This window comes from Streptomyces aureocirculatus (assembly GCF_000720475.1).
GTDB classification, from domain to species: Bacteria; Actinomycetota; Actinomycetes; order Streptomycetales; family Streptomycetaceae; genus Streptomyces; species Streptomyces aureocirculatus.
In genome coordinates, this window is sequence record NZ_JOAP01000009.1 from 74,003 (window position 1) to 88,411 (window position 14,409).

The 14,409-nt window shown below is 71.3% G+C and carries 12 protein-coding genes; 5 read left to right on the forward strand and 7 right to left on the reverse strand.

All coding sequences use genetic code 11. The features are described 5' to 3' along the window. Positions 1-78: 78 nt before the first annotated feature. Both IG78_RS0111270 and IG78_RS0111280 read left to right on the forward strand, forming a co-directional pair. Positions 79-1,311 carry a L,D-transpeptidase gene (locus IG78_RS0111270; RefSeq protein WP_030561795.1) on the forward strand — a complete coding sequence of 411 codons (1,233 nt, stop codon included), beginning with the start codon at positions 79-81 and terminating at the stop codon, positions 1,309-1,311. Positions 1,312-1,513: 202 nt separating this feature from the next. Then, the gene (locus IG78_RS0111280; RefSeq protein WP_030561799.1) at positions 1,514-2,284 is read left to right on the forward strand and encodes a DUF6227 family protein; all 771 of its coding nucleotides are present in this window, start codon (positions 1,514-1,516) and stop codon (positions 2,282-2,284) included. A gap of 21 nt (positions 2,285-2,305) precedes the next feature. On the opposite strand, the gene IG78_RS41950 is transcribed toward IG78_RS0111280, so the two are convergent. The 5 genes from IG78_RS41950 to IG78_RS0111305 form a co-directional block, all read right to left on the reverse strand. Next, the gene (locus tag IG78_RS41950) at positions 2,306-2,557 is read right to left on the reverse strand and encodes a hypothetical protein (RefSeq protein WP_037685436.1); all 252 of its coding nucleotides are present in this window, start codon (positions 2,555-2,557) and stop codon (positions 2,306-2,308) included. Positions 2,558-2,727: 170 nt separating this feature from the next. Then, the gene (locus tag IG78_RS0111290; RefSeq protein ID WP_030561801.1) at positions 2,728-4,704 is read right to left on the reverse strand and encodes a PTS fructose transporter subunit IIABC; all 1,977 of its coding nucleotides are present in this window, start codon (positions 4,702-4,704) and stop codon (positions 2,728-2,730) included. Positions 4,705-4,713: 9 nt separating this feature from the next. Continuing rightward, positions 4,714-5,658, reverse strand: coding sequence for a 1-phosphofructokinase (gene pfkB, locus IG78_RS0111295; RefSeq protein WP_030561802.1), 945 nt, complete (start codon positions 5,656-5,658; stop codon positions 4,714-4,716). A 53-nt stretch (positions 5,659-5,711) separates the two neighbouring features. Beyond that, entirely contained in the window at positions 5,712-6,473 is a 762-nt protein-coding gene (locus tag IG78_RS0111300) for a DeoR/GlpR family DNA-binding transcription regulator (protein WP_030561803.1), read from the reverse strand. 205 nt (positions 6,474-6,678) lie between these two features. Beyond that, on the reverse strand, positions 6,679-8,211 hold the full coding sequence (locus tag IG78_RS0111305) for an MFS transporter (RefSeq protein WP_030561804.1): 1,533 nt from the start codon (positions 8,209-8,211) through the stop codon (positions 6,679-6,681). Between the two features lie 95 nt (positions 8,212-8,306). Here IG78_RS0111305 and IG78_RS0111310 point away from each other — a divergent pair, with 95 nt between their 5' ends. After that, the gene (locus IG78_RS0111310) at positions 8,307-9,332 is read left to right on the forward strand and encodes a helix-turn-helix transcriptional regulator (RefSeq protein WP_051852532.1); all 1,026 of its coding nucleotides are present in this window, start codon (positions 8,307-8,309) and stop codon (positions 9,330-9,332) included. 199 nt (positions 9,333-9,531) lie between these two features. On the opposite strand, the gene IG78_RS0111315 is transcribed toward IG78_RS0111310, so the two are convergent. Continuing rightward, a complete protein-coding gene (locus tag IG78_RS0111315) occupies positions 9,532-10,539 on the reverse strand; it encodes a sigma-70 family RNA polymerase sigma factor (protein ID WP_030561806.1) in 1,008 nt (335 codons plus the stop codon). 571 nt (positions 10,540-11,110) lie between these two features. On the opposite strand from IG78_RS0111315, the gene IG78_RS0111320 reads away from it, so the two are divergent. Together IG78_RS0111320 and IG78_RS0111325 are read left to right on the forward strand one after the other, a co-directional pair. Continuing rightward, positions 11,111-12,229 carry a questin oxidase family protein gene (locus tag IG78_RS0111320; protein ID WP_030561808.1) on the forward strand — a complete coding sequence of 373 codons (1,119 nt, stop codon included), beginning with the start codon at positions 11,111-11,113 and terminating at the stop codon, positions 12,227-12,229. 60 nt (positions 12,230-12,289) lie between these two features. Then, on the forward strand, positions 12,290-12,808 hold the full coding sequence (locus IG78_RS0111325) for a MarR family winged helix-turn-helix transcriptional regulator (RefSeq protein ID WP_030561810.1): 519 nt from the start codon (positions 12,290-12,292) through the stop codon (positions 12,806-12,808). 55 nt (positions 12,809-12,863) lie between these two features. On the opposite strand, the gene IG78_RS0111330 is transcribed toward IG78_RS0111325, so the two are convergent. Next, a complete protein-coding gene (locus IG78_RS0111330; RefSeq protein ID WP_030561813.1) occupies positions 12,864-14,393 on the reverse strand; it encodes an MFS transporter in 1,530 nt (509 codons plus the stop codon). Positions 14,394-14,409: the final 16 nt, after the last annotated feature.

The window sequence follows — 14,409 nt, forward strand, 5'->3', positions numbered from 1 at the left end:
ACATCGGGCGGCGGAACCATTTCGCCGTCGGGCCGCTCTTTACTCGTACTGGATCAGACGACGTACTTGGAGCAGCTCGTGACAACGCCGGACATTGCAGCGCAGCCTCAGCACCGTCGCCGTCGGCGGGTGCTGCTGGCGACCGCCGCGCTCGCGGCCGTCGGCGCACTGACGCTCTCGGCCTGCGGCGGGGACGCCGGCGCCAAGGACGACAAGAAGTCCGGTGGCGGCAAGGACGCGTCGGGGGCGCAGATATCCATCTCCTCCAAGGACGGCGCGACCGACGCCTCCATCAACGCCACCGGCGTGAAGGTCAAGGACGGCAAGCTCTCGACCGTCGAGATGACGGACGTGGCCTCCGGCAAGGCCGTCGAGGGCGCCCTGTCCGCCGACGGCTCCACCTGGAAGCCGAAGGAGCAATTGGAGCGCGGCACCAAGTACAAGGTCACCGCGAACGCCAAGGACTCCGAGGGCCGTCCCGCCACGGAGAACGCGACGTTCACGACGGTGTCGAACGCGAACAGCTTCATCGGCAGCTACACCCCCGACGGTGGCACCACGGTGGGCGTCGGCATGCCGGTCTCCTTCAACTTCGACAAGGCGATCACCGACAAGAAGGCCGTGCAGTCGCACATCACGGTCAGCTCGAGCAGTGGCCAGAAGGTCGTCGGCCACTGGTTCGGCAACCAGCGCCTGGACTTCAGGCCGCAGGAGTACTGGAAGGCCGGCTCCAAGGTCACCATGAAGATCGAGCTGGACGGTGTGAAGGGCGCCGCGAACGCGACCGGCGTACAGGACAAGACGGTCACGTTCACCGTCGGCCGCGCGCAGGTCTCCACCGTCGACGTGAACGCCAAGACGATGACGGTCGAGCGCGACGGCAAGGTCCTCAAGTCCGTCCCGATCTCCGCGGGCAGCGCCCAGAACCCGACGTACAACGGGCAGATGGTGATCTCGGAGAAGTTCACGCAGACGCGGATGAACGGCTCGACCGTCGGCTTCGGTGGGGAGTACGACATCAAGGATGTACCGCACGCCATGCGTCTTTCGACGTCCGGCACGTTCATCCACGGCAACTACTGGAGTTCACCCTCCATCTTCGGCAGCTCCAACACCAGCCACGGCTGTGTGGGGCTCCAGGACGCCCAGGGTGCGCAGGGCGACACCATGGGCAAGTGGTTCTTCGACAACTCCCTCATCGGTGACGTCGTGACGGTCAAGGGTTCCCCGGACAAGACCGTCGCCGCCGACAACGGCCTGAACGGCTGGAACATGTCCTGGAGCGAGTGGACGGCGGGCAGCGCCGCCTGACCGGCGGCCGGTCGCGGGGCACGTTCGCCCCCGCGCAAGAGCGCACCCAGCACTTGTCCGGGCGCCAACGCAGCGAGCCGCACGGGAACTTGCCGTGCGGCTCGATCGTTTTCCCGTTCCCGGACATGATGTCGGACCCAGGGGCTACGGTATGCACGCACAAGGTGACATGCAGCAACGCCGGAAGCATCCGGGAGTATCCGTGAGCGTCCCGTACGAGACAGCGTACGAACCACCCGAGTCGCCCGAGCCCGCCTCCCCCGAGGAGCATCTCGAGCGACTGCTCAGCCGCGCCCTGAACTCCTTCGACCTGCCGGACGAGGCCATCAGACACCTGGAACGGTCCCTGGCGTACGACAGTTCGCTGCACTCCGCGCACCACAGCGCGGGCATGCACCGCGAGACGTACCGCCACACCTGGCTGCTCGCCGACGGCCAGGCGATGACCCTCTGGGAGCTCGTGCACAACACCGGCCCCGGCAGTGCGGCTCAGTACGAGCTGTATCTGGACGAGGAGGAGGCAGGCGTCGCCACCGCCCGCCTTCCGCTGCCCCCGGACACCCCCGCGGGCGAGCTCTCCGTCGTCCTCCAGGCCCCCGCGCCCGAGCCGCGGCACACCTATGTGCCGGACGACTCCGCCGACCACGCCCGCCGTCTGCTGCGGCGCGCGGAGAACCCGGCGGGCGACGACCGGCCGGGCGACGACTTCGCCCGGCTGCTGCGCTCCGCGTTCGCGCACCAGATCACGCAGGCCTTCGGCCGGTCAGGCATCAGCGGCGAGACCCGCCTCGGCTTCTCGCTGTACGAGCACGCGTTCCTGCTGTTCGACGGCTCGGAGGTCAGCCTCTGGGAGGTCGAGCACACGGCGACCGCCGACGGCCGGCACATGTGCGAGGTGTACACGAGCGAGCACGCGGCACGTGCGGCGATGGCCCGCAGAGCCCGCGCGTTCCCCGCGACCCGCGCCCGCTAGGGCGACAGTTCGGCGCGGCCGTCAGGCCCGGCCGCCGCCGAATTGCCGTACGAGACGGGCGAACGCGGCGCGCTCGTCCGCGGTCAGCTCCACGGACTCCGCGCGCGGCGGGCCCGACTGCACGGGCAGTGAGCGCAGCGACGGGCCACCCGGAGCCGGGAGTTCGGCCGCGCGGCGGCGCTGTACGTGCAGGAATGTGACGGCCCAGATCGCGGTCACCGCGGCGAGCAGGGCCACGCCTGTCTGCTGAACGATCGATGCACCCTGGAACATGCGCTCAGTAGACAACAGCGGCCAGACCTACAACAGAGGTGCCAATGGCCCTTTGCGTCTGAAGTGACGCATCTCGCACTTGTCACCCTTGTGTCACTCTCACCGGTCCGTCGTGAGCCCTCAAGCGGCAACCGGCACCCGGCCATCAAGCGGCCACCGGCACCCGGCCCTCAAGCGGCCACCGGCACCGGGCCATCGCCCTGGGCCGCCGCGTCTCCCGCACCGCCGTCGCCCGCAGGTCCCGTGGTCTTCCGCGCGCCCTTGAGCAGGACGACCGCCGCCGTCGACACACCGACACCAGCGGCGATCGCGACCAGGTAAAGGAGCGGCTGCCCGATCAGCGGGACCACGAAGACACCGCCGTGCGGGGCACGCAGGGTGCAGCCGAACGCCATCGACAGGGCGCCGGTGACGGCGCCGCCCGCCATCGAGGCGGGGATGACCCGCAGCGGGTCGGCGGCGGCGAACGGAATCGCGCCCTCCGTGATGAAGGAGGCACCCAGGAACCAGGCCGCCTTGCCGTTCTCGCGCTCGGTCCTGGTGAACAGACGTCCTCGTACGGTGGTGGCGAGGGCCATCGCGAGGGGCGGCACCATGCCCGCCGCCATCGCGGCGGCCATCACCTTCAGGGAGCCGTCCGTCGGGTGGGCGAGCCCGCCGACGGCGAAGGCGTACGCGACCTTGTTGAGCGGGCCGCCGAGGTCGAAGCACATCATCAGGCCGAGGACGACGCCGAGGATGACCGCGTTGGCGCCCGTGAGCCCTTCGAGCCAGTCGGTCAGCGCGCTCTGCAACGAGGCGATGGGCTTGCCGACGACGAGGAACATCAGGAAGCCGACGACCGCCGCCGAGATCAGCGGGATCACCACCACCGGCATGAGACCGCGCAGCACGGCCGGGATCCGGACCCGCTGGATCCCGAGGACCACCGCGCCCGCGAGCAGACCGGCGGCGAGGCCCCCGAGGAAGCCCGCGTCGATGGTGACGGCGACGGAACCGCCGACGAATCCGGGTACGAGGCCGGGGCGGTCGGCCATGCCGTACGCGATGTAGCCCGCGAGGACCGGGACGAGGAAGGCGAAGGCGAGTCCGCCGGTCTGGAAGAGGAGCGCCGCCCAACTGGTGTGGTCGGTCCACACGAAGTGCTCGGCCACGGACGGGGCCTTGTCGATCTTCCAGCCGCCGATGGCGAAGCCGAGGGCGATGAGGAGACCGCCCGCCGCCACGAAGGGGACCATGTAACTCACGCCCGACATCAGCCACTTGCGCAGCTTGGTGCCGTAACTGTCGCCGCTGTCCCCCGCGCACTCCACCGGGGTCGGGCCCGCGGGGGCCGTGACTTCGCCGCGGGCCGCCTTCTCCCTTGCCTCCGTGAGGAGTTCGGCGGGGCGGCTGATGGCTGCCTTCACGCCCACGTCGACGGTGGGCTTGCCCGCGAAGCGGGGCTTCTCCCGTACGGGGACGTCGTGGGCGAGGATCACCGCGTCGGCGGCGGCGATGGTCTCGGGCGTGAGGCGGGTGAAGCCTGCCGAGCCCTGGGTCTCGGCCGTCAACTCCACGCCCGCCTCGTGGGCCGCCCGCTCCAGGGACTCGGCTGCCATGTAGGTGTGGGCGATGCCCGTGGGGCAGGAGGTGACGGCCACCACGCGGAACGGCACGGCGGTTGCCGCCGGGGGGCTTTCCGCCGCGCTCTCGGGGCGCTCACCGCGGATCAGAGCCGCCGCCGACTCCGCGTCCGCTGCCGTGCGCAGTGCCGAGGTGAACTCTTCGTTCATCAGCTTGCGGGCCAGGGCGGACAGGATCGTCAGGTGGTCGTCGTCGGCGCCCGCGGGGGCGGCTATGAGGAAGACGAGGTCGGCGGGGCCGTCGGGGGCGCCGAAGTCGATGCCGTTCGCCGAGCGGCCGAAGGCCAGGGTCGGCTCCGTGACGTGGGCGCTGCGGCAGTGCGGGATGCCGATGCCGCCGTCGAGCCCCGTCGGCATCTGGGCCTCGCGGGCGGCGACATCGGCGAGGAAACCGTCGAGGTCGGTGACGCGGCCGAGGTCCACCATGCGGGTGGCCAGGGCGCGGGCCGCGGCTTCCTTGGAGTCGGCGGACCGGTCGAGTTCGAGGTCGACCAGGTCCGCGGTGATCATGGCACTGCTCATCGCGGGCTCCTACGCGGGTTCTGTCAGGGGGCGGTCGAGGGGGATCTCGGTCGTGCCGGTGACGGTGTCCGGGGACAGGTCGGACGGGGTGGGCATGGCACTGCCGGGTAGCTGGACGGCGGCGGCGCCGTGCGCCACGGCCGAGGCGAGGGCGCGCGGTCCGGCGCCGCCCGCGATCAGGAAACCGGCCAGGGAGCTGTCGCCGGCGCCGACGTTGCTGCGTACGGCGTCGACGCGGGCGGACGCGAAGTGGGTGCCGGAGGCGTCGACGAGGAGCTGGCCGTCGGCGCCGAGGCTGGCGAGGACGGCGCGGGCACCGCGTTCGCGCAGTTCCTCTGCGGCCTTGACGGCGTCGCCGACGGTGGTGAGGGGACGGCCGACGGCACCGGCGAGCTCCTCGGCGTTCGGCTTGACGACGTCGGGGCGTTCGGCGAGGGCGGCGAGCAGGGCGGGGCCCGAGGTGTCGAGGGCGATCCGGGCGCCGGCGGCGTGGCAGCGGGCGACGAGCTCGGCGTACCAGGAGGGGGCGAGGCCGCGCGGGAGGCTGCCGCAGCAGGCGATCCAGTGGGCGTGCGCGGAGTGGGCGCCGACGGCGTCGAGCAGCGACTCGCTCTCGGCGGGGGTCAGTTCGGGGCCGGGCGCGTTGATCTTCGTGAGGGTGCCGTCCGGTTCGGCGACGGCGATGTTGGAACGGGTCTGTCCGGCCACGGGGACCGGGGCGACCTCGATGCCCTGCTCGTCGAGGAGCCGGGCGACGAGAGCGCCGGGGGCGCCGCCGAGCGGCAGGACGGCGAGGGTGCGCACGCCCGCGGCGGCGACGGCCCGGGAGACGTTGACGCCCTTGCCGCCGGGGTCCATGCGCTCGCCGGTGGCGCGGATGACCTCGCCGCGGCCGAGGGCGGGGACCTCGTAGGTGCGGTCGAGGGAGGGATTGGGGGTGACGGTGAGGATCATCGGCGTGCGTACCCGGGTGTTCCTGTGTTCGTGTGCCGCTCGGGGGCCGGGGGTCATACGCGTACGACCGCCGTGCCCGCGTTCTCGATGGCGGTGGCGTCGGTGTCGGTCAGGCCGGTGTCCGTGATGAGCAGGTCCACGTCGGCGAGGTCGGCGAAGCGGGCGAAGTGCTCCTTGCCGTGCTTGGCGGAGTCGGCGAGCAGGACGACCCGGCGGGCGGCGGCGACGGCGGCGCGCTTCACGGCGGCCTCGGCCAGGTCGGGGGTGGTCAGGCCGTGGGCGGCGGAGAAGCCGTTGGCGGCGAGGAAGAGCACGTCGGCGCGGATCTCGCCGTAGGCGCGCAGGGACCAGGCGTCGACGGCGGCGCGCGTACGGTGCCTGACGCGGCCGCCGACCAGGTGGAGCTGGATGCCGGGGTGGTCGGCGAGGCGGGCGGCCGTGGGGAGGCTGTGGGTGACCGCCGTCAGTTCCGCGTCCAGCGGGAGGGCGGCGGCCAGGCGGGCCACCGTCGAACCCGCGTCGAGGATGACGCTGCCTTCGGCCGGGAGTTCGGCGAGGGCGGCGCTCGCGATGCGGTCCTTCTCGCCCGCGGCAGTGCTTTCGCGTTCGGCGAGGTCGGGTTCGAAGTCCAGGCGGCCTGCCGGGATGGCGCCGCCGTGCACCCGGCGGAGGAGGCCCGCGCGGTCCAGGGCCTTCAGGTCGCGGCGGATGGTTTCCGCGGTGACCTGGAACTCGGCGGCGAGGGAGGGGACGTCTACGCGGCCTCCCTCGCGGGCGAGCCGCAGGATTTCCTGCTGGCGCTCTGGGCCGTACATGGCTGGGGGCCTCCTGCTTTTCGCCCGGGTGTGTGGGTCGGGCCCGAGGATACGACGCCTCGATCCCCGAAGTAAACACATACGGGCATCAGATAAGCATGAACGGGCATCGCCAATACGACGAAACCCCACCCGTCCCCCGGCCGACCCCTGACTGCGGGGTGAACGGTAGGTGGGTGGGGCGTTCCGTCGCGCGGAGCGGGGGTTACGTCAGGGCCGCCTCGCGGGGCTCCGCGGCCTCCGGGGAGGTCTCCGCGGCGTCCGGGCCTGAGGCCTCCGCCCCTTCGACGTGCTGGGCGGGCCGCTTCGGCAGCGTGAACATCAGCAGGAAGATGGCGACGAGGATGCCGACGACCCACCACAGCGCGCTCTCGAAGGCGTTCGCGAACTCGGCGGGGACCCGCTGCGGGGCCGCGTCCTCGTCGATGACGCCGAAGAACACCACGGAGACCAGGCCGAGCCCGAGCGCGTTGCCCATCTGCGTGACGGTGTTGATCAGGCCTGAGGCCGAACCCGCGTGCTCACGCGGGACTTCGGAGAGCACCGCGTCCGTGAGGGGCGCGACGATCAGGCCCATGCCGACGCCCATGACGACCAGCGGGAGCGCCATCTGCCAGGAGGCGATCGAGGCGCCGTACCGGTCGGCCTCCCAGATGTAGATCAGCACACCCGCGGCCATGGCCAGGGCCCCGGCCTGCAGCACCTTGCGGCCGAAGCGCGGCACCAGCTTCTGCACGGAGAGCCCGGCCGCGGCGGACACCGCGATGGAGAACGGGATGCCGGTCGTCCCGGCCCTGAGCGCGGTCCAGCCGAGGCCGACCTGCATGTAGAGCGTCCACACCAGGAAGAAGATGCCGAGCGAGATGCCGAACACGGTCTCCACGGCGATGCCGCCGGCGAAGCTCCTCACCTTGAACAGGGACAGCTCGATGAGCGGGGAGCCGTCCAGCCGCGCCTTGCGCTTCTCGTACGCGACCAGGGCGCCGAAGACGACGACTCCGCCCGCCATCATCACGTACCCCCACACCGGCCAGTCCAGCTCGCGGCCGCGCGTCAGCGGGTAGAGCAGCATGAGCAGGCCCGCCGTGACCAGGACGACGCCGACCAGGTCCAGCTTGCGGGCGCGCGGGGCCTTGGACTCCTCGATGTACTTGCGGCCGAGCAGCAGTCCGGCGATGCCGACCGGGAGGTTGATGAGGAAGATGGGGCGCCATTCCAGGCCGAGGATGTTCCACTCCGTCAGGAGCGCGCCGAGCAGCGGCCCGGAGACCGCGCCCAGGCCGACGATCATGCCGAACAGGCCGAAGACCTTGCCGCGTTCGTGTGCGGGGAAGGTGGCGTGCACGATCGACAGGACCTGCGGCACCATCAGCGCGGCCATCGCGCCCTGGAGGATGCGGGAGGCCACCAGCATCTCCGGGTTCGCGGCGAAGCCGCAGAGCGCGGAGGCGAGGGTGAAGCCCGCGATGCCGACCAGGAATATCTTCTTGCGGCCGTAGATGTCACCGAGCCGCCCACCGGTGATCAGACCGGCACCGAGCGCGAGTGCGTACCCCGCGGTGATCCACTGGATCTGGCTGAACGTGGCCCCCGCGTCCTCCTGGATGGACGGGATCGCGACGTTCACGATCGTCACGTCCACCAGGTCCATGAACGCGGCCGTCATCACGATCGCGAGGGCGAACCAGCGCCGCCGGTCCGATCCCTGTGACGCAGGGGTGCTGCTGGGAGAAGTCATGCCGCAAGGCTAGAAGCCATATAGGTCAGATCGTGTCCTAGTTGTACGGCATCCTGGTCGAAGGGAGAGCGACAGGACGACGGCGGGAGACCCTCATGAGTACGCGTCCAAGCACAAGAACAAGTACGAGAACAAGTACGAGTACGAGTACGGACACACCGGCGCGGCTGTTGCAGTTGCTGTCCTTGTTGCAGACGCCCCGCGAGTGGCCGGGCGGTGAGCTGGCCGAGCGGCTGAGCGTGTCCCGGCGCACCGTGCGGCGGGACGTCGACCGGCTGCGGGAGCTCGGCTATCCGGTGCAGGCGACGCAGGGCGCGAGCGGCGGGTACCGGCTCGTCGCCGGGAAGGCGATGCCGCCCCTTGTCCTCGACGACGAGGAGGCCGTGGCCATCGCCGTGGGGCTGCGGGCCGGGGCCGGGCACGCGGTCGACGGCGTCGAGGAGGCGTCCGTGCGGGCGCTCGCCAAGCTGGAGCAGGTGCTGCCGTCGCGGCTGCGGCACCGGGTGTCGGCGCTCGGCGCCGCGACGATGTCGCTCGCCGTCGGGGACGGTGTCCGGGTCGCGCCCGAGACGCTGACGGTGATGGCGTCAGCGACGGCCGGGCACGAGCAACTGCGGTTCGCCTACGAGGCGAAGGACGGGACTCCGTCCCGGCGCCTCGCCGAGCCGCACCGGCTGGTGTCCACGGGGCGGCGCTGGTATCTGGTCGCGTACGACCTGGAGCGGGAGGACTGGCGCACGTTCCGGGTGGACCGGGTCTCGGAGCCGTTCGCCACGGGGGTGCGGTTCGCTCCGCGGATGCTGCCCGGGGGCAGCGCGGAGGCGTATGTGCGGCGGAGTGTGCTCGCGCGGCGGCAGGAGTCCGCCGCGTACGAGGTCGACGTGGAGTTCCAGGCCCCCCTCGACCGGGTGGGTGGCCGTCTTCCTGCCTCACTCGGCGAAGTGGCCGCTACCGGTGACGGGCGCTGCCGTCTGCGGGGAACGGTGACCGAGCCCGTGGAGTGGGTGGCGGCGCGGCTCCTCTGGGTGGAGAGCGACTTCACCGTCCACGGGCCGCAGGAACTCATCCTCCGGGTACGGGACCTGGGCCGCCGCCTGGTCGCGGCTGCGGGCAACGCCTGACCCCCCGCGCTCCGCGCGGGTATTTTTCCCACCCACCCACCCGTTTACCGGCGGCCGAAACCTCGACGTCGCCCGACCGCCGCGAGGGCTGAACCCGCCCCCGGGCTACCGCTTCAGCCGGCGACAGTTGAAGCCCGTCCGGCGTTTGAGGACGAGGCGCGAAGCGCCGATATCGGTGACCGGAACGGAGAGAACGCCCTCAGGCCACCGCATCGAACCCCGTGTCACGAGCCAGCTTCTTCAGCTCAAGCAGCGCATGCTTCTCGATCTGCCGAATGCGCTCGCGCGTGAGGCCATGCTCCTTGCCGACCTCCGTCAGCGTGCGCTCCCTGCCGTCCACGATGCCGTACCGCATCTTGATGATGGAGGCCGTGCGCTGGTCGAGGCGGCCGAGGAGGTCGTCGAGCTCCTCGCTGCGCAGCAGCGTGAGGACGGACTGCTCGGGGGAGACGGCGGAGGTGTCCTCCAGGAGGTCACCGAACTGGGTCTCGCCCTGGTCGTCCACCGGCATGTTCAGCGAGACCGGGTCGCGGGCCCAGTCGAGGACGTCCACGACGCGCTCCGGCGTGGAGGCCAGCTCGGTGGCGATCTCCGTGGGCTCGGGCTCACGGCCGTGCTCGCGGTTGAACTCGCGCTGCACACGGCGGATCCGGCCCAGCTCCTCCACCAGGTGCACGGGCAGCCGGATGGTGCGGGACTGGTCGGCTATGGAGCGGGTGATGGCCTGGCGGATCCACCACGTCGCGTACGTGGAGAACTTGAAGCCCTTGGCGTAGTCGAACTTCTCGACGGCGCGGACCAGGCCCGCGTTGCCCTCCTGGATGAGGTCGAGGAGCGGCAGGCCGCTGCGCGGATAGCGCCGGGCGACCGCCACGACCAGACGGAGGTTCGAGCGGATGAAGACGTCCTTCGCGCGCTCGCCGTCGGCGACGAGGGCTTCGAGCTCCTCGTGCGAGGCGGAGGCGGTCGCGTCGGCGCGCTCCACCTGGCCGTCCAGGATCTGCCGGGCGTAGACGCCCGCCTCGATGATCTGGGACAGCTCCACTTCCTTGGCGGCGTCGAGCAGGGGTGTGCGTGCGATCTCGTCGAGGTACATGCCGACCAGGTCGCGGTCGGCGATCTCGCCGCCTACGGCGCGAACACTGCGTGCCGCGTCGGTCCCGCCGGTGTCGGCGGACTTACGACGGGCGACGGCACGGGTTGCCATGCGTGCTCCCTTGCGTGGTTGTCACTGGTCGGTCCGGCGTGGACCGGTCCTCGGGCGGTCCGGGGCTGGACCTGTGGCGGACGGCACACCTTCCCAGGTGCCCTGCATCCGATGGAAACAACGACTGGAATCCGGACAGAATTCCCAAGCCGCTCTCTCATTTTCGTGATCATGCAGTACCCTGTGCGGCTCCACGTGGGGGGCCGCTGCCGTCGGTAAGTACAGAGACGCAGGTCAGGGCGGGAGTCGTGAGTGGTCGGGTGCCCCTGACATGCAGTGGCAACCCCCTCATATCTGAGACCGCCGTCACAGCCGGTGCCTCGTTCCCGATGGTCCCCCAGGCATCAACCGGGAGAAGTGCCGCCGTCGACCGCTCTCCCGATCCAGAAGACGGCCCCGAACGCCCGATGGTTGCGCAGCAGTACAAATCCGGCATGCCCAGGAGGCCGGAGGTGCCCTCTGGTCTCCGAGGACCTGAGGCGTACTCGGGCCAGGGGCCTAGTCCCCCCACCAGGGGTCTAGTCCTCCAGACCGTTACGGCGGGTCACGAGCGCCGCTTAGCGTGCCGCCCATGAACGACATCAGCGGCATCCTCGACGAAGCCCTCCAGCGGCTGCACGCCTCAGGACCCGAGCGTCTGGGGCGCCTCACCAACCACGGACCCATGGCCGTCGAGGCCCTCGTCCACGGCGGTCAGGCCCACTCCGTACACCGCTGGCTCGACTACTACCGGGCCAAGCTCGAGGACATGCCCGCCCGCCTCTCCCCCGTCACGGACGAGGACTGGCGCACGGCGCTCGGCGACCCGCGGCGCGCCGCCGACTGGATCGCCCACTTCGAGCGCGCCCTGGCCGAGCGCCCCTGGCGGGAGGTGCTCGCCGCCTGGTGGCCGGTGCTGCTCCCCGGCATCGCGGGCGGCTCCACGCACCCGGTGATCCGGGTGGGCCACGCCGTGCGCACCCTGCTCGGGCCCGGCGGCGAGACCGCGCCCCGCGTCGCCGAACTCGCCCACGGCCTCGGCTACTGGGCCGCCCGCCACACCCCGCTGCCCGGCCGCACCCCCGTCGCCCTGCCGTCGTCGGCCGACGCGGCGGCCGCGCTCGACGCGGTGGCACGCATCCCGGACCAGGACGGTTCCCTTCCGGAGCGCTTCGCCCAGCTCACCTCGGTCCCGACGTGGCCCGCGGCGGGGAACGGACGGGACGCCACTCCGGCCGGGAACGAGCCGGACGCCGCCCCGGCCGGAGACGGGCCCGACGCCACCCCGGCCGCGCTCGCCCCCGACGCCGCCCGTGACCGCCTCTCCGACCTCGTCACCGCCGCCGTCCACCGCTACGCCGCCCTCGGCCACGGCGAGCCGATCATGCTGGTGCACGCCGCGACCGCTCCGAACGCGGTCCTGCGTACGCTGCCCGCGCTCCCCCGCGAGCTCTGGGCCCCCTCCCTGGACGCGGCCTGGGCGGCGAGCGCGGCGGTCACCGCGGCCTACGCGCCCGCGACCCCGGTGGCGTACGGGACCGCGTACGCCGAGGCCGGGACGAGCACCTTCGACGATGTCTTCGCGCGGGCGGCGGCGCACGGCGACGACCATACGATCAAGTTCGCGGACACCGCACTCGACGTGGGCGACCGTGCGGCGCGGGCGGCGGCGCTGCGCGGTGTGGAGCTGAACCCGCCCGCCCTCGGCTGACCTGACGCACTCCCCGGGTGCGCGCCGAAAGACACAGGAAAGGCTCGTACAGTGGGATACATGGACACGCCATCCACTGCGTCGGCGGACGCCGCAGGACCGCGCTGGCTCGACACGGAGGAACAGCGCACCTGGCTGTCGTACATCCACGCCGCCACGCTCCTCGAGGACTTCCTCGACCGTCAGCTCCAGCGCGACGCGGGCATGCCGCACGTCTACTACGGGCTGCTCGTGCAGTTGTCCGCGGCGCCGCGGCGGCGGCTGCGCATGACCGAGCTCGCGAAGAGCTCGAAGATCACTCGGTCCCGGCTCTCGCACGCGGTCGCCCGCCTGGAGAAGAGCGGCTGGGTGCGGCGTGAGGACTGCCCGACCGACAAGCGGGGGCAGTTCGCGATCCTCACGGACGAGGGTTTCGAGGTCCTGCGCGCCACCGCGCCCGGGCATGTGCGGGCGGTGCGGCAGGCCCTCTTCGACCGGCTCAGCCCGGAACAGCAGAAGTCCCTCGGCGAGATCATGAGGATCGTCGCCGAGGGACTTCAGCCGAGCGAGGCGGGGGCGGACCTGCCCTGGCTCCGTTAGGAGCACCGGGCGGGTCCGCCCCCGCCGCGTCGTGTGACGCGGTGTCCGGGTGGCGTCAGTGCGCCACGACGGGGATCTTCAGCGCGTCCTCGGCGCCCTCACCGTCGCCGGACGCCACCGGAGTGCCGCTGTCGGCACCGGTGTTGATCAGGACGGCGGCGATCGCCGACGCCACCACCAGGATGCCGACCGCCCACCAGATGGCGGCGGTGTAGCCCTCCACCATGGACTGGGCGGCGAGCAGCTTCTGCGCCGCCGGGGTGGTGGCGGAGGCCGCGTGGTCGGTGATGTACGCGCTGGTCGCGGAGGCCGCGATGGTGTTCAGGAGGGCCGTGCCGATGGCGCCGCCGACCTGCTGGGAGGTGTTGACCATCGCGGAGGCGACACCGGCGTCACGCGGCTCGACACCGTAGGTGGCGAGCGACATGGCGGGCATGAACGCCGTACCCATGCCGAGGCCCAGCATGAGCTGCGCGGGCAGGATCAGACCGGTGTACGAGGTGTCGATCTCGAGCTGCGTCAGGAGCAGCATGCCGACGGCTGCGAGCAGGAAGCCCGGGGCCATGAGCAGGCGCGGCGCGACGCGGGTCATCAGGCGGGTGCCGATCTGCGTCGAACCCACGATCATGCCGAAGATCATCGGCAGGAACGCGAAGCCGGTCTTGACCGGCGAGTAGCCCTTGACGATCTGCAGGTAGTACGTGAGGAACAGGAACAGGCCGAACATCGCGATGATGGCGAGGCCGAGCGAGAGGTAGACGCCGCCGCGGTTGCGCTCGGTCAGGACGCGCAGCGGAAGCAGCGGCGACTTGACCTTGGCCTCGGTGACGACGAACGCGGCGAGCAGCACGACGGAGGCGACGAACATCGTCACGGTCACGGCGTCGGACCAGCCGTTGGACTCGGCGCGCGTGAAGCCGTAGACGAGCGCGACAAGACCGAGGGTGGAAAGGACCACGCCGGGGATGTCGAGCGGCGAGCGGTTGCGGCCCTCGGAGGGCTCACGGATCACGAAGTACGCGCCGGCGGCGGCGATGATCGCGAACGGGATGTTCACGAAGAACGTCCAGCGCCAGTTCAGGTACTCGGTGAGGAAGCCGCCGAGGATCAGGCCGACGGCGCCACCGCCACCGGCGATCGCACCGTAGATGCCGAACGCCTTGGCGCGCTCCTTGGCCTCGGTGAACATCACCGCGAGCAGGGAGAGCGCGGCGGGCGCGAGCAGCGCGCCGAACACGCCCTGGAGGGCGCGGGCGCCGAGCATCATGGCCTCGTTGCCCGCGGCGCCGCCGAGCGCGGAGGCCGCGGCGAAGCCGATGAGGCCGGTCACGAAGGTGCGCTTGCGGCCCCACAGGTCGGCGATGCGGCCGCCGAACAGGAGCAGACCGCCGAAGGCGAGGGCGTAGGCGGTGATGACCCACTGCTTGTTGCCCTCGGATATCCCGAGGTCTTCCTGGGCGGACGGCAGCGCGATGTTCACGATGGTCGCGTCCAGGACGACCATGAGCTGGGCGAGCGCGATGAAGACGAGTGCTCTCCAGCGCTTCGGATCGGGTGCGAGTGAGGTGACGGGTGACTGTGACATGGGTGTATCCACCTAG

Coding starts and splice junctions, on each gene's coding strand:
- IG78_RS0111290 (WP_030561801.1), bottom strand. CDS start 4,704: ATGAGCAGTGCCATGATCACCGCGGACCTGGTCGACCTCGAACTCGAC.
- IG78_RS0111320 (WP_030561808.1), top strand. CDS start 11,111: ATGAACGACATCAGCGGCATCCTCGACGAAGCCCTCCAGCGGCTGCAC.
- IG78_RS0111300 (WP_030561803.1), bottom strand. CDS start 6,473: ATGTACGGCCCAGAGCGCCAGCAGGAAATCCTGCGGCTCGCCCGCGAG.
- pfkB (WP_030561802.1), bottom strand. CDS start 5,658: ATGATCCTCACCGTCACCCCCAATCCCTCCCTCGACCGCACCTACGAG.
- IG78_RS0111305 (WP_030561804.1), bottom strand. CDS start 8,211: ATGACTTCTCCCAGCAGCACCCCTGCGTCACAGGGATCGGACCGGCGG.
- IG78_RS0111325 (WP_030561810.1), top strand. CDS start 12,290: ATGGACACGCCATCCACTGCGTCGGCGGACGCCGCAGGACCGCGCTGG.
- IG78_RS0111330 (WP_030561813.1), bottom strand. CDS start 14,393: ATGTCACAGTCACCCGTCACCTCACTCGCACCCGATCCGAAGCGCTGG.
- IG78_RS41950 (WP_037685436.1), bottom strand. CDS start 2,557: ATGTTCCAGGGTGCATCGATCGTTCAGCAGACAGGCGTGGCCCTGCTC.
- IG78_RS0111315 (WP_030561806.1), bottom strand. CDS start 10,539: ATGGCAACCCGTGCCGTCGCCCGTCGTAAGTCCGCCGACACCGGCGGG.
- IG78_RS0111310 (WP_051852532.1), top strand. CDS start 8,307: ATGAGTACGCGTCCAAGCACAAGAACAAGTACGAGAACAAGTACGAGT.